This window comes from Ewingella allii (assembly GCF_044430645.1).
Lineage (GTDB): Bacteria > Pseudomonadota > Gammaproteobacteria > Enterobacterales > Enterobacteriaceae > Ewingella > Ewingella allii.
In genome coordinates, this window is record NZ_JAWUDN010000006.1 from 164,319 (window position 1) to 189,920 (window position 25,602).

Annotated in this window: 17 protein-coding genes; 8 read left to right on the forward strand and 9 right to left on the reverse strand. The window is 53.5% G+C overall.

What is annotated here, in order from left to right:
- Positions 1–150: 150 nt before the first annotated feature.
- From cmoM to mukB, 4 genes are read left to right on the forward strand one after another with little or no spacing between them, the layout of a single operon-like run.
- Positions 151–936: a tRNA uridine 5-oxyacetic acid(34) methyltransferase CmoM gene (gene cmoM / locus SBO83_RS14685; protein WP_396132014.1), complete on the forward strand. Its 786-nt coding sequence runs from the start codon at positions 151–153 to the stop codon at positions 934–936.
- Complete coding sequence (gene mukF / locus SBO83_RS14690) at positions 933–2,255, forward strand: chromosome partition protein MukF (protein WP_034789221.1); 1,323 nt, start codon at positions 933–935, stop codon at positions 2,253–2,255. Before cmoM ends, mukF begins: the two co-directional genes overlap by 4 nt.
- Positions 2,236–2,964, forward strand: coding sequence for a chromosome partition protein MukE (gene mukE, locus SBO83_RS14695; RefSeq protein ID WP_396132015.1), 729 nt, complete (start codon positions 2,236–2,238; stop codon positions 2,962–2,964). The genes mukF and mukE overlap by 20 nt, the downstream gene beginning before the upstream one ends.
- A complete protein-coding gene (gene mukB, locus SBO83_RS14700) occupies positions 2,961–7,409 on the forward strand; it encodes a chromosome partition protein MukB (RefSeq protein WP_353501557.1) in 4,449 nt (1,482 codons plus the stop codon). Before mukE ends, mukB begins: the two co-directional genes overlap by 4 nt.
- Positions 7,410–7,496: 87 nt before the next feature.
- Here the strand turns inward: mukB and SBO83_RS14705 are convergent, their stop codons facing one another.
- The gene (locus SBO83_RS14705) at positions 7,497–8,510 is read right to left on the reverse strand and encodes a glycosyltransferase family 9 protein (protein WP_396132016.1); all 1,014 of its coding nucleotides are present in this window, start codon (positions 8,508–8,510) and stop codon (positions 7,497–7,499) included.
- A gap of 401 nt (positions 8,511–8,911) precedes the next feature.
- Between SBO83_RS14705 and ldtD the strand changes: the two genes are divergently transcribed.
- The 3 genes from ldtD (at position 8,912) to SBO83_RS14720 (ending at position 12,218) form a co-directional block, all read left to right on the forward strand.
- Positions 8,912–10,759 carry a L,D-transpeptidase gene (gene ldtD, locus SBO83_RS14710; protein WP_396132080.1) on the forward strand — a complete coding sequence of 616 codons (1,848 nt, stop codon included), beginning with the start codon at positions 8,912–8,914 and terminating at the stop codon, positions 10,757–10,759.
- Positions 10,760–10,937: 178 nt separating this feature from the next.
- The gene (locus SBO83_RS14715; protein WP_353501560.1) at positions 10,938–11,486 is read left to right on the forward strand and encodes a YcbK family protein; all 549 of its coding nucleotides are present in this window, start codon (positions 10,938–10,940) and stop codon (positions 11,484–11,486) included.
- 84 nt (positions 11,487–11,570) lie between these two features.
- Positions 11,571–12,218: an MBL fold metallo-hydrolase gene (locus tag SBO83_RS14720; RefSeq protein ID WP_396132017.1), complete on the forward strand. Its 648-nt coding sequence runs from the start codon at positions 11,571–11,573 to the stop codon at positions 12,216–12,218.
- 91 nt (positions 12,219–12,309) lie between these two features.
- Here SBO83_RS14720 and SBO83_RS14725 read toward each other — a convergent pair whose 3' ends face one another.
- The 5 genes from SBO83_RS14725 to SBO83_RS14745 form a co-directional block, all read right to left on the reverse strand.
- Positions 12,310–13,500 carry an aromatic amino acid transaminase gene (locus SBO83_RS14725; protein ID WP_396132018.1) on the reverse strand — a complete coding sequence of 397 codons (1,191 nt, stop codon included), beginning with the start codon at positions 13,498–13,500 and terminating at the stop codon, positions 12,310–12,312.
- A gap of 234 nt (positions 13,501–13,734) precedes the next feature.
- Positions 13,735–14,844: a porin OmpC gene (ompC, locus tag SBO83_RS14730; RefSeq protein ID WP_396132019.1), complete on the reverse strand. Its 1,110-nt coding sequence runs from the start codon at positions 14,842–14,844 to the stop codon at positions 13,735–13,737.
- A gap of 302 nt (positions 14,845–15,146) precedes the next feature.
- Entirely contained in the window at positions 15,147–16,547 is a 1,401-nt protein-coding gene (asnS, locus tag SBO83_RS14735) for an asparagine--tRNA ligase (RefSeq protein ID WP_185688136.1), read from the reverse strand.
- 290 nt (positions 16,548–16,837) lie between these two features.
- Positions 16,838–18,043: a nicotinate phosphoribosyltransferase gene (gene pncB / locus SBO83_RS14740; protein ID WP_396132020.1), complete on the reverse strand. Its 1,206-nt coding sequence runs from the start codon at positions 18,041–18,043 to the stop codon at positions 16,838–16,840.
- A gap of 318 nt (positions 18,044–18,361) precedes the next feature.
- Positions 18,362–19,774, reverse strand: a complete 1,413-nt coding sequence (locus tag SBO83_RS14745; protein ID WP_396132021.1) for an MFS transporter — start codon at positions 19,772–19,774, stop codon at positions 18,362–18,364.
- A gap of 347 nt (positions 19,775–20,121) precedes the next feature.
- On the opposite strand from SBO83_RS14745, the gene pepN reads away from it, so the two are divergent.
- Positions 20,122–22,737, forward strand: a complete 2,616-nt coding sequence (gene pepN, locus SBO83_RS14750) for an aminopeptidase N (protein WP_396132022.1) — start codon at positions 20,122–20,124, stop codon at positions 22,735–22,737.
- An 80-nt stretch (positions 22,738–22,817) separates the two neighbouring features.
- Here the strand turns inward: pepN and ssuB are convergent, their stop codons facing one another.
- Genes ssuB through ssuD form a run of 3 tightly spaced genes read right to left on the reverse strand, consistent with a single transcriptional unit; the run spans position 22,818 to position 25,551 of the window.
- Entirely contained in the window at positions 22,818–23,591 is a 774-nt protein-coding gene (gene ssuB, locus SBO83_RS14755; RefSeq protein ID WP_353501567.1) for an aliphatic sulfonates ABC transporter ATP-binding protein, read from the reverse strand.
- Complete coding sequence (gene ssuC / locus SBO83_RS14760) at positions 23,588–24,385, reverse strand: aliphatic sulfonate ABC transporter permease SsuC (protein ID WP_353501568.1); 798 nt, start codon at positions 24,383–24,385, stop codon at positions 23,588–23,590. The genes ssuB and ssuC overlap by 4 nt, the downstream gene beginning before the upstream one ends.
- Before the next feature lie 11 nt (positions 24,386–24,396).
- Positions 24,397–25,551, reverse strand: a complete 1,155-nt coding sequence (ssuD, locus tag SBO83_RS14765; protein WP_353501569.1) for an FMNH2-dependent alkanesulfonate monooxygenase — start codon at positions 25,549–25,551, stop codon at positions 24,397–24,399.
- Positions 25,552–25,602: the final 51 nt, after the last annotated feature.

Sequence of the window (25,602 nt, forward strand, 5' to 3'; positions counted from 1 at the left end):
AAAAACGACATCCAGGTGCGAATCCACATTGGGATGATTTATTCTACGTCAGCCTGTGCCAAAATAGCAGGCGCGGCCGTCCCGCTATGCCAACTATTTCGGTTATGATTTCATTCAACAAAATGCGCTATCAGGAACAGGTATCATTTCATGCAGGATCGTAATTTCGACGATATCGCCGAAAAGTTCTCACGCAATATTTACGGTACGACCAAAGGCCGTATTCGTCAGGCCGTGCTGGGACAAGATCTTCGCGAACTGATCGCCACGCTCCCCCAGAGGCCGCTGCGCATTCTGGATGCCGGGGGCGGCGAAGGGCAGATGGCGTGCGAACTCGCCGCTTTGGGACATCAGGTCTTGTTGTGCGATCTCTCTGGTGAGATGATCCGCCGCGCCAAAGCGGCCGCCGAGGAAAAAGGTGTGAGCGACAACATGCAATTTGTACAATGTCCTGCTCAGAACGTCGCTCAGCATTTGGAACAGCCTGTTGATCTGATATTGTTTCACGCGGTGATTGAATGGCTCGCGGAACCTCAACAGGCGCTGCAGGCATTAACCGATTGTTTGGCGCCGGGTGGTGCCTTGTCGCTAATGTTTTACAATATCCATGGTCTGGTGATGCGTCACATGATCTTGGGTAACTTCGGTCACGTCGAAGCAGGCGTGCCAAAAATTAAAAAAAGCTCGCTGTTGCCGGATCATCCTCTGGAACCTCAACAAGTTTATGCCTGGCTTGAGGCGTTGGGGATGGTGATCACGGGCAAAACCGGTGTTCGCGTTTTCCATGATTACTTGCGTAACCGGCAACAACATAAACAGGATTTCGACGAGCTTCTGGCGCTGGAACAGCGTTATTGCCGACAGGAACCTTTTATTAGTTTGGGACGTTACATCCACGTGATGGCGCACAAACCCAATCTGAAGGACGAATCATGAGTGAATTTTCCCAGACTGTACCCGAACTGGTCGCCTGGGCGCGCAAAAATGACTTCTCCATTTCTCTGCCTACCGAACGTCTGGCCTTTCTGCTGGCAATCGCCACGCTGAACGGTGAGCGTCTGGACGGTGAAATGAGTGAGGGTGAGCTGGTCGATGCTTTTCGCCACGTAAGCAAAGGCTTCGAGCAAACTCACGAAACGGTCACCGTGCGCGCCAACAACGCCATTAATGACATGGTGCGTCAGCGTTTACTCAATCGTTTTGTCAGTGAACTGGCTGACGGCAATGCCATTTATCGTTTAACGCCGCTGGGCATTGGCATCACCGACTACTATATTCGCCAACGTGAATTCTCGACGCTGCGCCTCTCCATGCAGCTGTCCATCGTGGCCCAAGAGCTTAAGCGCGCCGCGGATGCCGCCGAAGAGGGCGGGGATGAGTTCCATTGGCATCGCAACGTTTTCGCGCCATTGAAATACTCCGTGGCGGAGATTTTTGACAGTATCGACATGACGCAGCGCATCATGGACGAGCAGCAGCAGGGTGTGAAAGACGATATCGCCGCGCTGTTAAACAAAGATTGGCGCGCGGCCATTTCCAGCTGTGAAATGCTGCTGTCCGAAACCTCAGGTACGCTGCGTGAATTACAGGATACGCTGGAGGCCGCGGGCGACCTGCTGCAAGCGCACTTACTGCGGATTCAGGACTCGACCATGGGCGAAAGCGAACTGAGCTTCGTCGATAAGTTAGTCTTTGATTTGCAAAGCAAGCTTGACCGAATTACCAGCTGGGGCCAGCAAGCGATTGACCTGTGGATCGGTTATGACCGTCATGTTCACAAATTTATTCGTACCGCGATCGATATGGATAAAAACCGCGTCTTTGCTCAGCGTCTTCGCCAGTCCGTCCAAAATTACTTCGACAATCCGTGGACGTTAACCTTTGCGAATGCAGAGCGTTTACTGGACATGCGTGATGAAGAGCTGGCGCTGCGCAGTGAAGAGGTGACCGGTGAACTTCCGCCGGACCTGGAATATGAAGAATTTAGTGAAATACGTGAGCAGCTTGCCGCAATGATTGAGCAAGCGCTGCAAGTGTATCAACAACAGAAGACGCCGCTCAATCTGGGCACCGTGATGCGCGATTACCTTGAACAGTACCCGCGCGCGCGGCATTTTGACGTAGCGCGAATTGTGGTCGACCAGGCTGTACGCCTTGGTGTGGCTGAAGCAGATTTTTCAGGGTTGCCAGCCGAATGGCAGGCAATCAATGATTTCGGAGCCAAGGTGCAGGCCCATGTCATCGACAAATATTGAACACATAATGCCAGCTAAGCTGGCGCAAGCGTTGGCAAATTCCGTATTTCCTGCTCTGGACAGTCAGCTGCGTTCTGGCCGTCACATTGGCATTGACGAATTGGATAACCACGCTTTCCTGATGGACTATCAGGAAGAACTCGAGCTGTTTTATAGCCGCTACAGCGTTGAATTGATCCGAGCGCCTGAAGGTTTCTTCTACCTGCGCCCACGTTCAACCACGCTCATCCCGCGTTCGGTGCTGTCCGAGCTGGACATGATGGTAGGGAAAATTCTCTGCTATCTGTACCTCAGCCCGGAGCGTCTGGCGCATGAAGGCATTTTCACCCAGCAGGAACTTTATGATGAGCTGCTCAGCCTTGCCGATGAAAGCAAGCTGCTGAAATACGTCAATCAGCGTTCTACCGGCTCTGACCTTGATCGCCAGAAACTGCAAGAGAAAGTCAGAACCTCGCTGAACCGCCTGCGCCGCTTGGGCATGGTGTGGTTTATGGGGGCCGACAGCAGCAAATTCCGCATTACCGAAGCCGTTTTCCGCTTCGGGGCAGATGTACGCAGTGGCGATGACGCCCGCGAAGCGCAGTTGCGAATGATCCGCGACGGTGAAGCAATGCCAATTGAAAGCGCGTTATCGCTGAATGACGAAAACGAAGACAGCGAATCGCCAACCGAACAAAGGCATGACAGCGCAGAGGACGAACAGGAATGATTGAACGCGGTAAATTTCGCTCACTAACGCTGGTTAACTGGAACGGCTTCTTTGCGCGTACTTTTGACCTTGATGCTTTGGTTACCACGCTTTCGGGCGGCAACGGGGCGGGGAAATCGACCACCATGGCGGCCTTCGTTACGGCGCTGATCCCTGACTTAACCTTGCTGCACTTCCGTAACACCACCGAAGCGGGTGCGACCTCCGGCTCTCGTGACAAAGGTCTGCACGGCAAGCTGCGCGCGGGCGTCTGCTATTCCACCCTCGACGTGGTGAACTCGCGCCATCAGCGGGTGATCGTTGGTGTGCGTTTGCAGCAGGTTGCCGGGCGTGATCGTAAAGTAGATATCAAACCTTTCACCATTCAAGGTCTGCCTACTGCGATTCAGCCTACTGAGATTTTGACCCAGACCGTGGGCGACCGTCAGGCGCGCGTGCTGTCGCTGCAAGAGCTAAAAGACAGCGTCGAAGCGATGGAAGGGGTGCAGTTCAAGCAGTTCAACTCGATCACTGACTATCACTCGCTGATGTTCGATCTGGGCGTGATCCCGCGCCGTCTGCGCACCGCGTCCGATCGCAGCAAGTTCTATCGCCTGATTGAAGCCTCGCTGTACGGCGGGATTTCCAGCGCCATCACCCGCTCTCTGCGCGACTACCTGTTGCCAGAAAACAGCGGCGTGCGCAAAGCCTTCCAGGATATGGAAGCCGCCCTGCGTGAGAACCGCATGACGCTGGAAGCTATTCGCGTCACCCAGTCTGACCGCGATTTGTTCAAACACCTGATCTCCGAAGCCACCTCTTACGTTGCCGCCGACTATATGCGCCATGCCAACGAGCGTCGCATCCATCTCGACGGTGCCTTGGTGCTGCGCAACGACTTGCTGACCAGCCGCAAACAGCTCTCCAGCGAGCAGTATCGCCATGTTGAAATGGCCCGCGAGTTGGCCGAGCAGAGCGGCTCGCAAAGTGATTTAGAAACTGACTATCAGGCGGCCAGTGACCACCTGAGTCTGGTGCAAACGGCGATGCGCCAGCAGGAAAAAATCGAGCGCTATGAGAGCGACCTCGAAGAGCTGACCTACCGTCTCGAAGAACAAAATGAAGTGGTTGCGGAAGCCAGCGAGCTGCACGCCGAGCACGAAGCCCGCGCCGAAGCCGCTGAGATTGAGGTGGATGAGCTGAAGAGCCAGCTGGCGGATTACCAGCAGGCGCTCGACGTGCAACAAACCCGCGCTATTCAATACCAGCAGGCGCTGCACGCCCTTGAGCGCGCGCGCGAGCTGTGCCAAATCCCTGACCTGTCGAGCCAGAACAGCGAAGAGTGGCTGGAAACCTTCCAAAGCAAAGAGCAGGAAGCCACAGATATCCTGCTGATGCTCGAGCAGAAGATGAGCGTGGCCGACGCGGCGCACAGCCAGTTCGAAAACGCCTATCAGCTGGTGGTGAAAATCGCCGGTGAAGTGAGCCGCAGCGAAGCCTGGCAAACCGCGCGTGAACTGTTGCGCGACTGGTCTTCTCAACAGCATCAGGCCGAGCGCGTAGAGCCACTGCGCATGCGCCTGTCCGAGCTTGAAGGCCGCCTGCGCGAGCAGCAAGACGCCGAGCGCCAATTGCAGGAGTTCTGCAAACGTTCGGGTCAGGATGTTCATCCTGAAGATTTAGACGAGCTTCAGCGCGAGCTGGAAGTACAGATTGAAGAGCTGTCTGGCGTGGTTTCTCAAGCCGGCGAGCGCCGCATGGAGATGCGCCAAGAGCTTGAGCGCGTTCAGGCCCGTATTCGTGAGCTGACCGCCCGTGCACCGGTGTGGTTGGCGGCGCAAGAGGCGCTGAGCCAGCTGAGCGAGCAGAGCAAAGAGCCGCTGGAAAGTAGCCAGCAGGTTACTGAGTACATGCAGCAGATGCTGGAAAGCGAGCGCGAAACCACGGTTGAGCGCGACGAAGTGGCTTCGCGCAAAAAACGCATTGAAGGGCAAATAACGCGCCTTAGCCAGCCAAGCGGTGCGGAAGATTCGCGCATGATTGCTCTGGCTGAGCGTTTTGGCGGTGTGTTGCTTTCTGAGATTTATGACGACGTTACCATTGATGACGCGCCTTACTTCTCCGCGCTTTACGGGCCTTCCCGCCACGCCATCGTGGTGCCAGATCTCTCTCTGATCCGCGACCAGCTTGACGGCTTGGACGACTGCCCAGAAGACCTTTATCTGATTGAAGGGGACCCGCAGTCCTTCGATGACAGCGTGTTTGCCGTCGAAGAGATGCAGGGCGCGGTGCTGGTCAAAACAGGCGACCGCCAGTGGCGTTATTCCCACTTCCCGCAGGTGCCTCTGTTCGGCCGCGCGGCGCGTGAGAATCGCCTCGAGACTTTACATAAAGAGCGCGAAACCCTGTCTGAGCGTTATGCGACCTTGTCGTTTGACGTACAGAAGATCCAGCGTGTGCATCAGGCCTTCAGCCGCTTCATCGGCAGTCACTTGGCGGTGGCGTTTGATGCCGACCCGGAAGCCGAGATCCGCACTCTCAGCGGGCGTCGCGGTGAGCTGGAGCGCGCCCTGAACTCTCATGAAGGGGCCAACCAGCAGCAGCGCCAGCAGTATGAACAGGCAAAAGAATCCGTTGCCATGCTCAACAAGCTGCTACCGCGCGTTGGCCTGCTGTGTGATGAAACCCTGATCGACCGGGTTGAAGAGATCCGTGAAGAGCTGGAAGAAGCGCAGGATTCTGCCCGCTTTATTCAGCAACACGGCGCGTCTCTCACCAAGCTGGAGCCGCTGGTTTCTGTGCTGCAAAGTGACCCCGAGCAGCATGACCAGTTAAAAGAGGATTACGCACAGGCCCAGCACGCGCAGCGATTGGCGAAGCAGCAGGCCTTCTCGCTTACCGAAGTGGTTCAGCGTCGTGCGCACTTCGGCTATACCGATTCAGCGGGCATGCTGACTGAAAACTCTGATTTGAATGACAAGCTGCGTCAGCGCCTTGAACATGCCGAGGCTGAGCGTACCCGTGCCCGTGAGCAGATGCGTCAACATCAGGCACAGTACGCCCAGTACAACCAAGTGTTGGCGTCGCTGAAAAGCTCATTCGATGCCAAGCGCGATATGCTCAAAGAGCTGGGGCAAGAGCTGCAGGATATCGGCGTGCAGGCTGACGCTAACGCCGAGGCCCGCGCCAAGACCCGTCGTGACGAGCTGCATGCCGCGCTGAGCACCAACCGCGCTCGCTGCAACCAGTTGGAAAAACAGATCACCTTCTGCGAAGCCGAAATGGATAACTTGCAGAAGAAACTGCGCAAGCTCGAGCGTGATTATCACCAGAGCCGCGAACACGTGGTCACCGCGAAGGCGGGTTGGTGTGCGGTGATGCGTTTGGTGAAAGACAATGGCGTCGAGCGTCGTCTGCACCGCCGCGAGCTGGCCTATATGGACGGCGACGAGCTGCGTTCCATGTCGGATAAATCACTGGGCGCGCTGCGCCTGGCGGTGGCTGACAACGAGCATTTGCGCGACGTTCTGCGTCTTTCCGAAGATCCAAAACGCCCTGAGCGCAAAATTCAGTTCTACATCGCGGTTTATCAGCATCTGCGCGAGCGCATTCGTCAGGATATTATTCGCACCGACGACCCGGTTGAAGCTATCGAACAGATGGAAATCGAGCTGGGGCGTCTGACGGAAGAGCTGACCGCGCGTGAGCAGCAGTTGGCGATCAGCTCGAAGAGCGTGGCGAACATTATTCGCAAAACCATTCAGCGCGAGCAGAACCGTATTCGCATGCTGAACCAGGGGCTACAGGCCGTGGCCTTCGGTCAGGTTAAGAGCGTGCGGCTAAACGTTAACGTTCGCGAAGCACATGCGGGCCTGCTGGACGTGCTCTCCGAGCAGCAAGATCAGCATCAGGACCTGTTTAGCAGCAACCGTCTAACCTTCTCTGAAGCACTGGCGAAGCTCTATCAGCGCCTGAATCCGCAGATCGACATGGGCCAGCGTACGCCACAAACCATCGGCGAGGAGTTACTGGATTATCGTAACTATCTCGAAATGGAAGTGGAGGTTAACCGTGGTTCTGACGGCTGGTTGCGTGCGGAGAGCGGGGCGCTGTCTACCGGTGAGGCTATCGGTACCGGTATGTCGATTCTGGTGATGGTGGTGCAGAGCTGGGAAGAAGAATCGAGCCGCATGCGCGGTAAAGACATTTCGCCTTGCCGCCTGCTGTTCCTTGATGAAGCGGCGCGTCTAGATGCGAAATCTATCGCCACCTTGTTCGAACTCTGCGACCGGCTTGAGATGCAGCTGATCATCGCCGCACCTGAAAACATCAGTCCAGAGAAGGGCACAACCTATAAGCTGGTGCGTAAAGTGTTCAACAACCATGAACACGTGCACGTGGTGGGTCTACGCGGTTTCGCCGCCGAGCTACCAGCCACTGTAGATGCTGAAGTGGAAAACGGCTGATAACTGCTGGGTTCTGCGCATAAAAAAAAGCCCCGTTTATGGGGCTTTTTTACGTTTAGGGGATTAGCTAACATAACGAACTTTGGCTTATGGGGCCAAGGACAGCACTTTTTCACGCAGCTCTATAAAACGGCTATAAACATCATCAACTTCTAGCAAACGAACGTCTTCTGAAGGAGCTTCAATGATGGAGCATGGAACCTGCCATGGTGCCCAATAATTAGCATCGCTATTGCCATACATTGCCACTACGGGTCTTTGCATTCCCGCAGCAATATGCAATGCGCCGCCATCACTGGTGATGATTTGATCACAAAGTGACATCGCCGCCATCAGCTCGCGAATGCTGTCGGTTGGCATTGGCGTTAAAGGTAGATCTTTGCAGGCATCAATGACTGCTTGCGCTTTTTGATCGTCGCCCGGATGTTTAGGGTTATTTTCAGCTCCCGGTGACCAGAATAAAGCTAAACGGCAATCTTCCCGTGCCACTAAGCGATGCGCTAACTCAATAAACTTCTCTACTTGCCAACGCTGCTGTGGCTTGCGAGAGCTTATTTGTAAACCATAGATTGGCTTGTCTCTGACAATTTTAAATTTATCAACAATATAATTAACTTCATTTTCAGAGACATATAATTCCAGTGGCCCCGGTGCCTTATTGATACCTAATGGCTCTGATAATGTGTTTAATAATTCAACAATATGCAAACCCTCAATGTTCGGTAAATTATCCGTTACGAAGCTCTTAGGATTATTTCCGATAGCTATAATGCGTTTTGCACCAGAGAGTTTTGCCCATTGGAGTGAGCGTTTGTCAGTGCTGGCGAGCAGGGCGACGTCGTAGCCTCCCATACGCACAGAGATTGAGGTTATTAGCCGCTGAAGATAGACGCCAAGCAGCGTTTGGCCCGCTTGTCGATGGTGAGACTTGCAATAGAGATGAACTTTGTTGATGTGTGGGTTACCCACCAGTACATCTTTATTGTAAGTATTAACCAGTAAATCGAGCGTATTTTGAGTGTTATCTGTTAGGTTTTTGATTAATGGGGTAGTCAGAATCAAATCGCCAATATTATCGCGTCTAATTAATAAAATTTTCATATCAATATTTTAGTGAAAGCAAACACCGGCTATCCTAGTTTTCCGTATTTGAATAATCAAGTTCTATTCGCTTTGTTTTATTGATCCTGATCGATGGCAGAGGGGATGTGGCTTGCCTGAAAGAGTGGTTTTTAACGGTGAAAATCAGGATTAATAATTCTTTGTTATAATTGCGTTTTTTTTCACCTGCAAAGACATCTTTTGCAGCAGTTAGCCTAATGATTATCCTCTGTGAGTACTTTATTTCATCCTCGTGCTAGCTTAGAGTCTTCACTGCACGCGAGGTGCTATTGTGTTGAGATCTCGCGCAAAAAAAGAATTATGTTTATATACTTAAACCATGGGTTTTTTGCTTGAATTTATCGGATTTGATTTGGGCATATTAAGGGAGGCAAGGGATGATGTTTACGAGTCAAGGGTCTCTCAGATTTCTGGCAGCCAGCTGTCTAATCGCATTGGGATTAGCGCCGCTACAGGCTGCATTCGCGGCAGTGCCGACACTTTCGGTGCGTTCGGCGACGCTTTCTAGCGTCCAAAGCCTTAGCCAACTGCAGGCTGAGTTGCCAAAAGGGGTTAAGCCGCTTTATCTATCCTCTCTTTCATCTCTTTACGCCGCTAATCATATGCAGCCAATGTGGGAAGACAGGGACACCGTCCATCAATTCCAGCAGCAATTAGCAGAGCTGGCCCTCTCGGGCATTCAACCTCAGTTCACTCAGTGGGTAAAGTGGCTAACTGACCCGCAGGTTACCGGGATGGCGCGAGATATTGTGCTGTCTGATGCAATGCTGGGGTATTTGCAATTTGTGAGCGGCGTCGAGGCGAACGGTGATAATTGGCTGTATAGCGCCACGCCTTACAAAATGACCACGCCGCCGCTGACAGTGATCAATCAATGGCAGTTGGCGCTGCGCAAGGGCACCACGGCAGGTTATATGGCGACCTTAACGCCACAGCATCCACTGTATGCCAAAATGCACGCCGCGCTGAGAACCATGCTGGCAGATAACCACCCATGGCCACAGGTCACTAACGCCGCCAGTTTACGGCCAGGGCAAATCAGTGATGATATCCCGGCATTGCGCGAGATCCTCAGTCGCACCGGCATGATGACCGCCAGCACGGCTGAGGCCAAATCGCCAAAGCCTACGGATGAAACCATCGCCAAAGATGGTCCGGGTGCCGCGGCAAATGATGACCTGTCGGTTGATGAAACTGCCGATAAATCAGTTCAGCAATCCCCGGTAGTCAGTCCGGCAGCAACCTCGGTGACGGATGTATTGCCATCGGTGACGCCAGCGGGGCAGTCCGCAGCACCGACGCCGATTGCCGTAGCCGATAACCAATACTCACCAGAACTGGTCGAGGCGGTAAAGCGCTTCCAGAAATGGCAGGGGCTTGAGGCCGATGGCATTATCGGTACCCGAACTCGCGAATGGCTGAACGCCTCGCCACGCCTGCGTGCGACGCTGCTGGCGCTGAATATCCAGCGGCTGCGCATTTTGCCGGGTAATGTGAATACCGGCATTATGGTGAACATTCCTAACTATCAGCTGACTTATTACCTCAACGGCAGCGAGGTTTTGTCTTCACGGGTGATTGTTGGCCGACCAAGTCGTAAAACGCCGTTAATGAGCAGTGCGCTGAACAATGTGGTGGTTAACCCGCCGTGGAACGTGCCGACAACGCTGGTGCGGGAAGATATTGTGCCTAAGGCGATGCGCGATAGCGGCTATTTCCAGAAACATGGCTATACCGTGCTGTCTGGCTGGAACAATGATGCGGAAGTGATCGATCCGACGATGATTGACTGGAGCGTCGTGTCGCCGAATCATTTCCCGTATCGAATTCGTCAGGCACCCGGGGCGACCAACTCGCTGGGACGTTACAAATTTAATATGCCGAGTTCGGATGCCATCTATTTGCATGACACGCCTAACCACGGGTTATTCCAGAAGGATATTCGTGCTCTGAGTTCAGGTTGTGTCCGTGTGAATAAAGCGTCTGAGCTGGCGAATATGCTCTTGCAGGATGCTGGTTGGAATGACACGCGTATCTCGTCCACGCTGCAGGGCGGGAATACGACCTTTGTGCCTATTCGTCACCGTATACCAGTAAAACTGTTTTACTTGACGGCATGGGTTGCAGAGGACGGTAAGCCGCAATTCCGCACAGATATTTACAATTATGATTCCCCAGTGAGATCTGGCGCGCAAATTTTGCCACAGGCAGAAATTTTGTTGCAATAAATGCAGTAAAACTAAAATGATAGCGGTCAGAGTAATTGGCCTGATAGCGGGAATAGTGGCCACACTATTCCCGCTATGCTTTATACAGCGAGTTGACTCACTGAAATAAGGCGGTTAAGGTTCGGAAGGGCTCAATTTTGCGCCTACTTTGACTCTCTTATCGGGTAATAAACTGTTCATGGACCAAATCGACAAACATCGCCGTAAATGGCTGGCACTTGGCGGTGCCGCTGTGGGCATAGCACTTCTTCCTGGACGCGCTTTTGCCACTCTTTCCACTCCTCGTCCGCGTATTTTAGTGGTTAACAACATAAATACCGGTGAGACCCTCAAAACCGAGTTTTTTGATGGAAAGCGTTACAACAAGGATGAGTTGGCAAGATTGAACCACTTGTTCAGAGATTACCGTGCCGAGCAAGTCAAGAGTATCGACCCCGCCTTATTTGACCATCTCTATCGCTTACAAGTGATGTTGGGCACCAATAAACCGGTCCAGCTCATTTCTGGTTATCGCACCTTAGCCACTAATAACAGCATGCGTAAACCCGGCAGCGGCGTGGCGAAACATAGCTATCACACGCTGGGTCAGGCGATGGACTTCCATATTGCCGGCATAGACTTGAGTAATATTCGCAAAGCCGCGTTAAAAATGAAGATGGGTGGTGTAGGATATTATCCACGTAGCAACTTTGTGCATATCGATACGGGTCCGGCGAGAACCTGGTGATATGTGTAATATGCGGCTTATTGGTTCATGACTTCTTATTTCTTATGAATGAAAAGATGAACAAATAAGCCGCCGTGGAGCCTTATGAAATACCATCTCATTCCTGTCACGGCGTTCAGCCAAAATTGTTCGATTATTTGGTGTACTGAAACCAATCAGGCAGCCATTGTCGACCCCGGTGGGGAAGCCGAAAAAATCATTGCGGAAGTCTCATCTCTTGGCGTCGATGTTAAGCAAATCTTGCTGACTCATGGTCACCTTGACCATGTGGGGGCTGCAGCGGAACTGGCGCAGCACTATTCGGTACCCATCATTGGACCACAGAAAGAAGACCTATTCCTGCTGGAATCGCTGCCAACCCAAAGCAGAATGTTTGGATTAGCCGATTGCGCGCCTCTGGAAACCGATCAATGGTTGGAAGAGGGCGATAAGGTCGCCGTCGGCGAAGAACAACTCTCCGTTTTACACTGTCCGGGCCATACGCCGGGGCATATCGTTTTCATCAATGAGAAAAGCCGTTTAGCCGTGTCTGGCGATGTGATTTTCCGTGGTGGCGTGGGGCGCAGTGACTTCCCGCGAGGCGATCATCAGGCATTGATTCACTCAATTAAAACCAAATTGCTGCCACTGGGTGATGATATAAAATTCATTCCGGGGCACGGCCCAATGTCAGATTTAGGGTTCGAGCGCAAAACGAATCCGTTTTTACAGGATGAATTACCGGTCTGGTAAAGGTGGGGTGAAACCACTCAGGCAGTAATAAGAGTCATAAAAAAAGCCCGCCAGTTGCCTGACGGGCTTTTTAGTTTGCCGAATTCAGTGATTATAAAACGGCAACAATGGCTTCACACAGAGGGGACATATTGTCCAGTGTGATACCTGCGACGTTGATACGGCCAGAGTTCACCGCATATACGCCAAACTCTTCGCGCAGGCGCAGAACCTGATCTTTGGTCAGGCCGCTGAAGGAGAACATACCGTTCTGATTAATAATGAAGCTAAAGTCCTGCTGCGCGCCTTTTTCCTGCAAGGTGGTCACGAACAGCTGACGCATACGGTGAATACGCTGACGCATATCACTCAGCTCTTGTTCCCAGATAGCACGCAGCGCTTCATTACCAAGAATGGTCGCTACCACTGCCGCACCGTGTGATGGTGGGTTGGAGTAGTTGGCGCGGATCACCGATTTAACCTGACTGAAAGAGCGATCTGCTGTTTCTGCATCGGCGGCGACGAGGGTACAGGCACCTACGCGCTCGTTGTACAGGCCGAAGTTTTTAGAGTAGGAGCTGGCAACCAGCAGTTCCGTATGTTTAGCGGCGAAAATGCGCAGACCCTGAGCATCTTCTTCCAGACCCTTAGCGAAACCTTGGTAAGCGAAGTCAAACAGCGGCAGCCAGCCGTTAGCCACGGACAGATCTGCGAGCTGAGTCCACTGGGCCTTTGTTGGGTCGATACCGGTAGGGTTATGACAGCAGCCGTGGAACAGTACCACGTCTCCCGCTTTAGCTTCGCTCAGGCTTTTCAGCATGCCGTCAAAATCAAGCGCATGGTTTGCTGCGTCATAATAGTTGTATTCAACCACTTCCAGACCAGAAGCGTTGAACACGCCTTTATGGTTTGGCCAGCTTGGATTGCTGACCCAAACGCGTTTAGCCGCAGTCTGCGTGGCGATAAACTCAGCGGCAATACGCAGGCCGCCGGTGCCGCCTGGCGTTTGTGCCGTGCGCGCGCGTTTAGCCGCAATAATGGCGCTGTCTTTACCAAACAACAGCTCTTGGGTGCAGCGTGCGAAGTCTGGCAGGCCGTCGATGCTCAGATAGGTTTTGGTGGTTTCGTTTTCCAGCAGATATTGTTCGGCTTTCTTTACGCTGGTGAGAACCGGAGTTTTACCCGTTTCATCTTTATAAACACCAATCCCCAGATTAATTTTATCTTGGCGATCGTCAGCACGGAAAAGATCGGTAAGACCCAGAATAGGATCGGCAGGAGCAGCAATGATTTTTTCAAACATGTGAAAGACTTCCATGACCTGATATTTAGCAGAAAGAGGGCTCAGGTTACCGCCTCAAAATCAGTTTGCCAACCGTTTGCGGTAAAAAGAAAGCAGAGTTGTGAGGCGGCTGTCGAGATTAATAATTTTGATGATGGAAAAGGCAGGAGAGAAGCTGAAAAGCAAAAGGCAGAGCCGAAGCTCTGCCTTTACATTCGCTGGTGAAGCACCCGAAAGTGCTTCGATTAAGCGAAATTAGAACTGGTATTGCAAGCCAACGCCAACAACGTTGTCGGTATTGGTACCGGCAGCTTTGGTGTAGTCGTTGTCGTCCAACAGGTTGATTTTGTAGTCAACGTAGGTAGACATGTTTTTGTTGAAGTAGTAGTAGGTACCCACTTCGATGTATTTAACCAGGTCAGCGTCGCCGCCTGCGAAGGTGCCGTTAGCGCCGTTAACAGCGTTCAGGTCCTTACCTTTAGATTGCAGGTATGCGATAGATGGACGCAGGCCGAAGTCGAATTGGTACTGTGCAACCACTTCGAAGTTCTGAGTTTTGTTAGCGAACTGCGCGTTGTCTACGCCGTAACCGGTGGTGTTACGAGATTCGCCGTAGAAAGCAGCCAGGTATACGTTGTTCGCATCATATTTTGCGCCCAATGCGTATGCGTCAGCTTTGTCGCCGTTACCGTCAGCAGTTTGAGCATCGGTACGGTCAGAAGAGAAGTAAGCGCCAGTTACGCTAACACCGGAATTACCGATAGCGTAAGCGGTTGATGCACCCCAGCCGTCGCCGTTCTGGTCGATGCCGTTACGGCCATCGTTTTCGTTTTTGCCTTGGTACTGGATAGCGAAGCTCAGACCATCAACCAGACCGAAGAAGTTGTTGTTACGGTAAGTTGCCAGACCGTTAGAACGACCAACCATGAAGTTGTCGTTGTTCTGGTACATGGTGTCATCGCCGAACACTGGCAATTGGTCAGTGTAAGACATTACGTCGTAGATCACGCCGTAGTTACGACCGTAGTCGAATGAACCCCAGTCGCCGAATTTCAGACCTGCGAAGCCCAGACGAGTTTTGTTGCCTTCGTCGCCAGCGCTTTCAGCGTGGTTAGCTTGAACGTTGTATTCCCACTGGCCGTAACCGGTCAGTTGGTCAGTAATTTGGGTTTCGCCTTTGAAGCCGAAACGAACGTAAGTCTGGTCGCCGTCGCTGCCGTTGTCGTCAGAGAACTGGTGACGCGCGTCAACTTTACCGTACAGGTCCAGTTTGTTGCCGTCTTTGTTATAAACTTCAGCTGCGTTTGCTGCACCAGCAGCTAACAAAGCTGGGATCACCACTGCAAGAATATTGCGCTTCATCATTTATTATTACCCTCATTGGTTTTATTTGGACACCTGCCACTGCCGTAAATAATTCTTTAGGGAACTATTCTTGAGAGTTTGGTGTCTCCTGTGTCTGAACGCAGTGTTCCATCCGAAGGGGGGTTAATCCACATCGAAAATGCTACCAAACCCCCAAATATGTTTCAGCAGGAAAAAATGTATTACAAAATGTAATTTTTACGGAACTTTGTGACAGGGATCTATCTTTAAAAATGACTAAGGCCAGCGAAGCTGGCCTTATTTGTGTAACTAAAATGTTAATTGGAAAATATTTTAGTTAATTAGAAGGTTGCATTACGTGGTGTGCGTGGGAACGGGATCACATCACGAACGTTTTGCACGCCAGTGACATAAGCTACCAGACGTTCGAAGCCTAAGCCGAAACCTGAATGTGGCACGGTGCCGTAGCGACGAAGGTCGCGATACCACCAATAATCTTCTTTATTCAGGCCCATCTCTTCCAAACGAGCATCCAGCATATCTAAACGTTCTTCACGCTGAGAACCGCCGATAATTTCGCCGATGCCTGGTGCTAGCACATCCATAGCTGCAACTGTTTTTCCGTCTTCATTCATTCGCATATAGAATGCTTTGATATCTTTCGGATAGTTTTTAACCACTACAGGCGCTTTAAAGTGTTGCTCTGCAAGATAGCGTTCATGCTCAGAAGAGAGATCGACGCCCCAAGAAACCGGATTTTCGAATTTCTGACCACAATTGATAAGAATTTCTACAGCATCGGTGTAGTCCACTTGGGCGAAATCTGATGTTACAAAACGCTGCAGGCGAGAAACAGCATCTTTGTCTACGCGTTCAGCAAAAAACGCCATATCGTCCGCTCTTTCGTCCAGAACGGCCTGGAAAACATATTTAAGCATGCTTTCAGCCAGTGCCGCGATGTCATCCAGAGTCGCAAAGGCTACTTCTGGCTCCACCATCCAGAACTCGGCGAGGTGGCGGCTGGTATTGGAGTTTTCTGCACGGAAGGTCGGGCCGAAGGTGTAAACCTTGGACAGGGCGCTGGCGTAGGTTTCGCCGTTCAACTGGCCGGAAACCGTAAGGAACGCTTCTTTACCAAAGAAGTCTTCGCTGAAATCTACTTCGCCTTTATCAGTGCGCGGCAGGTTTTGGAAGTCCAGCGTGGACACGCGGAACATCTCGCCAGCACCTTCGGTATCAGACGCAGTGATCAGCGGAGTCGACACCCAGAAATAGCCATTCTCGTGATAGAAACGGTGAATAGCCTGAGACAGGGTGTTACGCACGCGAGCCACGGCGCCAATCAGGTTGGTGCGCGGGCGCAGGTGAGCCACTTCACGCAGATATTCAATGCTGTGGCGTTTAGCCGCCATCGGGTAAGTGTCCGGGTCATCGACCCAGCCAACCACTTTAATAGCCGTTGCTTGCAGCTCAAAACTCTGGCCTTCGCCAGGAGAGGCAACAACGGTGCCGGTCACTTCGACTGAACAACCGGTGGTCAGGCGCAGAACCTCATCCTGATAATTTGGAAGAGAATTATTCACAACGGCCTGTAACGGATTAAAGCAGGAACCGTCATAAACGGCGACGAAGGAGATGCCAGCTTTAGAATCTCTCCGGGTACGTACCCAACCGCGTACGGTGACTTCACTGTCAACCGCAGCACGGCCTTGCAGTACGTCGACTACAGGCACAACGCTCATAGGTTTCTCTCTTTCTTATAAATTCAGATGGTGATTCAGAAATAATGGACACCCTTTAAAAAGGGATTTTGCTATGTTACTTAGCCTTTCTCAGGACACAAGCAGAAATCACCTTCGCCAGACAACATTTGTCCGCCAAACCGGTGGCGGGATCAGTTGCATCAAGCTGATGAGTGGCAAGTAAGCAAAAGCAAATAATAGGTATATAAAGGAAGAAAAAGTCTAAAGGGGGCGGAAAGGCAGAACTGGGGGAGGAAATTACGCCGCCGGTGTGGCCGACGGCGTTTTGATCAGGAAGCTTTTTTCACCAGCGGCAAATCAAAAGCTTTGCGTAAGGCTTTAACGAAGGCTTTGTCCTGACAGATGGTTTTGCCCGGGCTATCTGAAAGCTTAGCCACCGGCTTACCGTTGCACTGCACCAGCTTGATGACTATGTTCAGCGGCTTCACCTCAGGAATATTACAGGTGAGACGCGTACCGATACCAAACACCAAATTCACCCGAGTGTGGAAGTGGCGGTAGAGGTCCAGCGCTTTATCCAAGTCGAGATTGTCTGAGAACACCAGCGTCTTGGTCATCGGGTCGATACCCAGCTTTTGATAATGGGCGATAGCTTTCTCACCCCATTCAACCGGGTCCCCTGAATCATGGCGCAAGCCTTCATAGGCATTGGCGAACTTCGGACCGAAATCGCGCAAGAAGGCGTCCATAGTGATGCAGTCGGTTAAGGCGATACCCAGCTGATTTGGATACTCATCCAGCCAGGCCTGCAACGCGGCGCGCTGGCTATTAGCCAGCACCGGACTAATTTGCTGATGCGCCTGGAACCACTCGTGGGCTTGGGTGCCGACCGGAGATAATTTCAGCTGGTGCGCCAAATCATAGTTGCTGGTGCCGACTAAGTACGGGAATTCCTCTTTCAGCGTGCTGACAATGGCGCGCTGCACTTCGCCGGTAAAACGACGGCGGGTGCCGAAGTCCATTAGGCGGAAGCGGGAAATATCGACGTCGGCGGCTTCTTCTTTGAAGCGTGCCAGATTCTTACGTAGCTGGTCGATGGCCATTTGGGCCGTGACCTGCTGCGAACGCTGGCGATGTACCACTTCGCTTATCACGGCGAGCAGCGGCACTTCCCACATGATCACTTCGCGCCATGGACCGGCGATGCGCACGTGCAAATGCCCGTCGCGGTCTGAAACCGTGACATGCTCTGGGTTATAGCGGAAAGTTTTCAGCCAGTTAAGGTAATCGTTGCTGAAGAACGGCAGGCCGGACAGATAAGTAAATTCCTCATCGGTCAGGGCCAGTTGGCTCATCATCTCGATTTGTTGACGGATTTCGCTGGCGTATTCGCCCAGCAGCTCATCACCACGGCAGCGGAATTCTGCGACCACGCTAATATTGTGGTAGCGATGGTAGACCGCTTGCTGCATATGAAGCTTGTAGGCATCGGTATCTAACAGCGAAGTCAAAATCGGGGAGGCGTATGGAGTCATAGCGCGTTTACAGCATCCTCGTCAGAAAGGGTCGTCGGCAATCACCGTTACATTACATAGGTAGGCAGTTTGCCTGTACACAACCATTCCAGATAAAAAAGCGTTCTGGATAAAACAGCAAAGTCTGTGAAGTATACCGTAATATCCTGCGAAAGAACCCACATCACATCATAATTGTCCGCGATGGGTCGAGGATTAAATGTGCGCTTCCGCCCACAAAGGCTCTTTCTGTTAACTATTTTGCAAGGCGAAATGCCAGGTCTGATCACATTTAAATAACAAAAATGCCGGGAAGCGGGCGTCACCCGGCGTGTTTGGCTAAATGTTTTCCAAATTAATGCCGCGAGTTTTCGGCCCAAACAGGCCAATCACCAGCATGACAATTAACATGCTGATCACGATAAACGCGATCACCCCGCCGGTTCCTACGTATTGCAAAATCAAACCGATCATAATGCTGCTGAAGGCGGTAGAAAGCCGACTAAAGGAGTAGCAGAAGCCCACCGCGCGGGCGCGAATGTGGGTCGGGAACACCTCTGTCTGATAAGCGTGATAGCTGTAGGTTAGCCACGCATTGGAATAGGTGATGAGGAAGCCGCAAATAATTAGCATCAGGGCATTGCTCTGGAAAGCGAACAGCGTGCCGAAAATCACCGTCATTAATGAAGAGAGAACAATCTGCCATTTGTTTTCAATTTTATCGGCGTAGCGGCTGCAAATCAGCGAACCCAGCGGATAGGCCAGAGTAATAAAGAAGGCGTACAGCAGGCTATGGGTCAGCGTCGTGCCCTGGCCGGAGAGCAGGGTGGGCAGCCAGTTACCAAAGCCAAAGAAGCCGATGGCCTGAAAGAAGTTCATCACCATCAGCATAAGCGTGCGCGAACGATACTCAGGTGCCCAAATCTCTTTAAAGGTGCTTTTTCGTGGCGGTTCTGCGCGCGCCGCCTTCGGCACATAGGCCGGGCTGTGGCTGACGCCGCAACGCTTTTCCATCTCCGTGACGACTTTATGAGCCTCTTCGTGCCGCCCCTGCTGCGCCAGCCAGCGCGCCGACTCCGGCAGATTCTTCCTCACCAGCCAGATAACAATCGAGCACACCGCTCCCGCAATCACCACGAAACGCCAGCCGCTGAGGCCAAAGAAGGTCTGCGGCACCAGCCACCATGACATTAATGCCACCGCCGGAACCGAGAGGAACTGAATGAAGAAGGCGAAGGCGAAGGCCCGGCTGCGCAGGCGCGTCGGCACCCATTCGCTCAGATAGGTATCAATGGTTACTAGCTCCAGACCCAGCCCAATGCCCACTAAGAAGCGGCAAAGAATTACTCCTTCGGCGCTGTGTTGAAAAGCCATTAATAAGGAGAAAAAGCCGTACCAGACCAGCGCGAACATAAAGGTCATGCGGCGGCCAAAACGGTCGGCATTGGGTGCCAGCAGGCTGGCGCCGACAAACAGTCCTAAAAAGGTGCTGGAGGCGAACGCCGCCTGATCGGCAATGCCGAAAATCCCGGCCGCGCCGACGTGGAAGATATTCTCAGCCACCAGGCCCGAGCTGATATAGCCCGTCTGGAACAGGTCATAGAGTTCGAAAAAACCGCCTAGCGAGAGCAAAACGATAAAGCGCCATAGTCCGGCCGTAGGTGGGAGTGCGTCGATGCGAGCCGACAGCGTAGGGTTATGATTATTTTTAGAGTAAGTCGAATCCACTCCGGGCGCAGCTATACCGCTCATTTTTTTATTAACCTCTCGGACACATGGTATTAACAATCATGCTAATGATTAGTGTGCGGTTTTAAATTTTGAATTCATGGGCTAAACACGAAAATTAAGCATAAAAAACTGGCTGATTAATTAAACAACCCGCCAGCGGAGGCCGGAGAGGGTCGAGCCAGATTGCCCGTGCTGAACAAAACGTGTCCTAACAGACTCACAAGCCTGTAACAATCTGGGAATTTCAGGTGCCTGTGGTAAAGTTTAGGAAAGCTTTTCAAGCTACAGGATCGCCGTTAAGGGATGCTCTGGCGTCTAACCCAACAACAAACGTCGTCAAGATTGACGAAAACGTTAAAAGGTTTTTTATGACTCAACTGCCACAAGCCAAATATCGCCACGACTACCGTGCGCCGGATTACACCATCACCGACATCGATCTCAACTTTGAACTTGATGCAGAAACCACGGTTGTGACCGCGGTCAGCCAGATTAAACGCCAGGGTGCGGAAGGCGCTGCGCTGGTGCTGGATGGTGAAGGACTGACGCTGATTAGCCTGAAAGTGAATGGTCAGGATTGGCCAAGCTACCAGTTGACTGAAAACACCCTGACGATCGACCGTCTGCCGGATGCCTTTGAACTGAGCATCGTCAACGAAATTCACCCGTCCAAAAACACCGCGCTGCAAGGGCTTTACCTGTCTGGCGTGGCGCTCTGTACTCAGTGTGAAGCCGAAGGCTTCCGCAACATCACCTATTATCTGGACCGCCCGGACGTTCTGGCGCGCTTCACCACCCGCATCGTGGCTGACAAAGCGCGCTATCCGTACCTGTTGTCTAACGGCAACCGTATTGATCAGGGCGAGCTGGAAGGCGGCAAACACTGGATTAAATGGGAAGACCCGTTCCCAAAACCTTGCTACCTATTTGCGCTGGTGGCGGGGGATTTCGACGTCCTGCGCGACACCTTTAAGACCCGTTCAGGCCGCGACGTGGCGCTGGAGCTGTTTGTTGACCGTGGCAATCTGGACCGCGCCGACTGGGCCATGGAGTCTCTGAAGCAGTCCATGAAGTGGGATGAAACCCGTTTCAACCTCGAATATGACCTCGACATCTTCATGATCGTTGCCGTTGATTTCTTCAACATGGGCGCGATGGAGAACAAAGGTCTGAACGTCTTCAACTCCAAATACGTGCTGGCGAAAGCAGAAACCGCCACCGACAAAGACTACTTGGGCATTGAAGCCGTGATCGGCCACGAATACTTCCACAACTGGACCGGCAACCGCGTGACCTGCCGCGACTGGTTCCAACTGAGCCTGAAAGAGGGCCTGACCGTCTTCCGTGACCAAGAGTTCAGCTCTGATCTGGGTTCACGCTCTGTTAACCGTATCGACAACGTGCGCGTGATGCGCGCCGCGCAGTTTGCGGAAGATGCCAGCCCAATGGCGCACCCAATTCGCCCGGAAAAAGTCATTGAAATGAACAACTTCTATACGCTGACCGTGTATGAGAAGGGTTCAGAAGTCATCCGTATGCTGCACACCTTGCTGGGAGAAGAGAAGTTCCAGGCCGGTATTCAGCTCTATTTCGAACGCCATGACGGCAGCGCGGCCACCTGCGACGACTTCGTACAGGCGATGGAAGATGCGTCCAACGTTGACCTCTCCCTGTTCCGCCGCTGGTACAGCCAGTCGGGTACGCCGGTGCTGACCGTGCGCGACGACTATGACGTGGAAAAACAGCAGTACACCTTGACCGTCAGCCAGAGGACCCCAGCGACGCCGGACCAGTCTGAGAAGCTGCCTCTGCACATTCCTTTGGATATCGAACTCTATGATCCACAAGGCAATGTGATTGCGCTGAAACAGAACGGCGGCGTGGTCAGCAATGTGCTGAACGTGACCGAAGCTGAGCAGACTTTCATCTTTGAAGATGTGGAATACCAGCCGGTGCCGTCGCTGCTGCGCGAGTTCTCCGCGCCGGTGAAACTGGATTACAAATATGGCGATCACCAGCTGACCTTCCTGATGAAACACGCGCGTAACGACTTCTCGCGTTGGGATTCAGCCCAGAGCCTGTTGGCGATTTACATCAAACTGAACGTGGCGCGCCACCAGCAGAAACAGCCGTTGTCTCTGCCGCTGCACGTGGCCGACGCTTTCCGCGCGGTGCTGTTGGATGAGAATATCGATCCGGGCCTGGCGGCGCAGATCCTGACTCTGCCGTCGGAAAACGAAATCGCGGAACTGTTCGACGTTATCGATCCAGAAGCCATCAGCGCGGTTCACGAAGCCATTACTCGCTGCCTGGCGACGGAAATGAGCGACGAATTCCTCGCCGTTTACCATGCCAACAGCCTGCCGGCTTACCGCGTGACCCATGCCGATATCAGCAAACGCGCACTGCGCAACATCTGCCTGCACTATCTGGCCTTTGGCGACGTGGCTCAGGCTGACAAGATTGTGAAAGCCCAATACGAACAAGCCGACAACATGACAGACTCACTGGCGGCGCTGTCTGCGGCGGTTTCTGCCCAGCTGCCTTGCCGCGAAGCCTTGCTGGCGGCGTACGACGAGCGCTGGCATCAGGATGGTCTGGTAATGGACAAATGGTTCATTCAGCAGGCCACCAGCCCGGCGGCGGATGTCTTGCAGAAAGTGCGTTCGCTGCTGACTCACCGCTCCTTCACCATGAGCAACCCGAACCGCGTTCGCTCGCTGGTGGGGGCCTTCGCTTCAGCTAACCCTTCTGCGTTCCACGCGGTCGACGGCAGTGGCTACCAGTTCCTGGTGGAGATGCTAACCGACCTGAACAGCCGCAATCCGCAGGTTGCCGCGCGCATGGTTGAGCCGCTGATCCGCCTGAAACGCTATGACAGCCAGCGCCAGGCGCTGATGCGTAACGCACTGGAGCAGTTGAAAGGGCTGGAAAACCTCTCCGGCGACCTGTTCGAGAAGGTATCTAAAGCGCTGGATGCTTAATTGCTGCATCAGGTGAATTAAGTATCAATAGGCATAAAAAAGGGCGATGGAAACATCGCCCTTTTTCTTTGGTGAAGAACTTAAACCTGAGCGCGACGCGCCTCGCTCGCTGGCGCAGAAGGCGTTAATACTCTCTCCAGCACTTCGGCTTCCAGCTCTGCCAGCCGTACCGAGCCTTTGCGGCGCGGGCGCGGCAGGTCTACTTGCAAATCTAAGCCTATCTCGCCTTGCTCAATCAAAATCACTCTATCGGCGACGGTCACCGCCTCGCTGACGTCATGGGTTACCAGCAAAACGGTGAAGTCGTGCTGTTGCCACAGGCGTTCGATAAGTCCCTGCATCTCAATACGCGTCAGGGCGTCGAGTGCACCCAAAGGCTCGTCGAGCAGTAACAAGCGAGGGCGGTGGATCAGCGCCCGGGCCAAGGCCACGCGCTGTTTTTGCCCGCCGGACAGTGCCGAAGGCCAGTCGTTAGCGCGATCGGCTAAACCGACCTCTTCCAGCGCGGCCTGAGCCGCTTCTCGCCATGCGCCTTTCAACCCCAGACCGACATTATCGATAACCTTTTTCCACGGCAGCAGGCGGTCGTCTTGGAACATCAGTCGAGTGTCATCGCGCACGTGGCTTAGGGGCGCACTGCCGCTGAGTAGCTCGCCCTGAGTGGTTTTCTCCAGACCGGCCAGCAGGCGCAGCAGGGTGCTTTTACCACAGCCGCTGCGGCCGACCACGGCGACAAACTGACCGGGCGCAATGCGCAGGTTAATGTCTTTGAGCACCGTGCGGTTGCCATACTTTTTGCTGATGCCGGACAAGGTCACCGGCGTGCCCTGAGGAATACGAGTGGTGTTGCTCATACGGCATCTCCTTGTTTTTTCTGATAAGCAGGGTGCCAGCGCAGCCAAACGCTCTCAAGCGAACGGGCCAGAATATCCGCCAGCTTGCCGAGAATGGCATACAGCACAATAGCCACCACCACCACGTCAGTTTGCAGGAATTCGCGGGCGTTCATCGCCAGATAACCAATCCCCGAATTGGCAGAAATGGTTTCGGCGACAATTAGCGTCAGCCACATAAAGCCCAGCGCAAAGCGCACGCCGACCATGATTGACGGCAGCGCGCCCGGCAGGACTACCTGCATAAACAGCGGCAAACCGGACAGGCCGTAGCTGCGCGCCATCTCCAGCAAACCGCGATCGATATTGCGGATGCCGTGGTAGGTGTTGAGGTAAATAGGGAACAGGGTGCCGAGCGCCACCAGGAAAATCTTGGCGGTTTCGTCGATGCCGAACCATAAGATCACCAGTGGGATCAGCGCCAGATGCGGAATGTTACGCAGCATCTGCAAGGAGCTGTCGAGCAGGCGTTCACCCCAGCGCGACAGGCCGGTGATAAAGCCCAGCAGCAGCCCCAGACTGCCACCAATCACAAAGCCAATCAGGGCGCGATAAGTACTGATTTTCAGGTTTTGCCACAGGTCGCCGCTTTTGGCTAATGTCCAGAATGCTTCGATAACCGCGCTCGGGGCAGGCAAAATGCGGTCTGACAGCCATCCGGCTTCAACCGCCAGTTGCCACCCGCCAATCAGCGCTACCGGAACAATCCAAGGTAAAATCCGGTCCAGCCAGCGATGTGAGGTTTTGCTATGCATGCTGATCTTCCTTACTGCTCGGCTGAAGCGTGTTTTGGCGCGAAGTCATGGGCCACCAGTTCGCCGCGAGCTTCAATGGCGCGTTTCACCGTGCTGTCCTGATCCTGTTTCGCCAGATCCAGATGCGGGAACAGCAACTCGCTGACGCGATAGGCTTCTTCGAGATGCGGGTAGCCGGAGAAGATAAAGGTGTCGATGCCTAAATCGGCGTACTCCTGCATGCGGGCGGCGACGGTTGGGCCATCGCCCACCAGCGCCGTGCCCGCGCCGGAGCGCACCAGCCCCACGCCGGCCCACAGATTCGGGCTGATTTCCAATTTGTTGCGGTCACCGCCGTGCAGCGCCGCCATACGATGCTGCCCCACGGAGTCAGTGCGCGCGAAGGCGGCCTGCGCTTTCTTGATGGTTTCATCGTCAAGATTGGCAATCAGGCGATCCGCCGCCTGCCACGCCTCTTCGGTGGTTTCGCGCACGATGACGTGCAGGCGAATGCCGAAGCGAATGGTACGCCCCTGAGCAGCGGCCTTGGCGCGCACTTGTTCGATTTTCTCTTTCACTAAGTGCGGGGGTTCGCCCCAGGTGAGGTACAGCTCAACCTGCTCGGCGGCCAGGTCCTGCGCTTCATCCGAAGAGCCACCGAAATAGAGCGGCGGGCGCGGGAACTGCACCGGCGGCTGCATCAGGCTGGCCCCTTTGACATGAATATGTTTGCCTTGGTAATCGACGGTTTCGCCTTCCAGCACGCGTCGCCAGATGCGAGTGAACTCGGCCGCTGATTCATAACGCTCTTTATGGCTGAGGTGTAAACCTTCGGCTGCCAACTCGGCAGGGTCGCCACCGGTAACCAGATTAAACAGCGCGCGGCCGCCGGACAGCCTGTCGAGCGTCGCCGCCTGACGCGCCGCAAGGGTCGGGGAGATAATCCCCGGGCGCAGCGCCACCAGAAACTTTAGCTTTTGCGTCACGGTGATAAGCGAGGCGGCTACCAGCCAGGAGTCTTCACACGAACGGCCGGTTGGCAGCAACACGCCGCCGAAGCCCAGACGGTCAGCCGCCTGCGCCACTTGTTGCAGATAGCCGTGGTCAACGGTGCGGGCATCTTTGTCCGTGCCCAAATAGCGACCGTCTCCGTGGGTCGGTAAAAACCAGAAAACGTTTAGACTCATGTGATTTACTCCTCTCTTATCGCCGCCCTTGCTTGGGAGGGCGGCTATTTT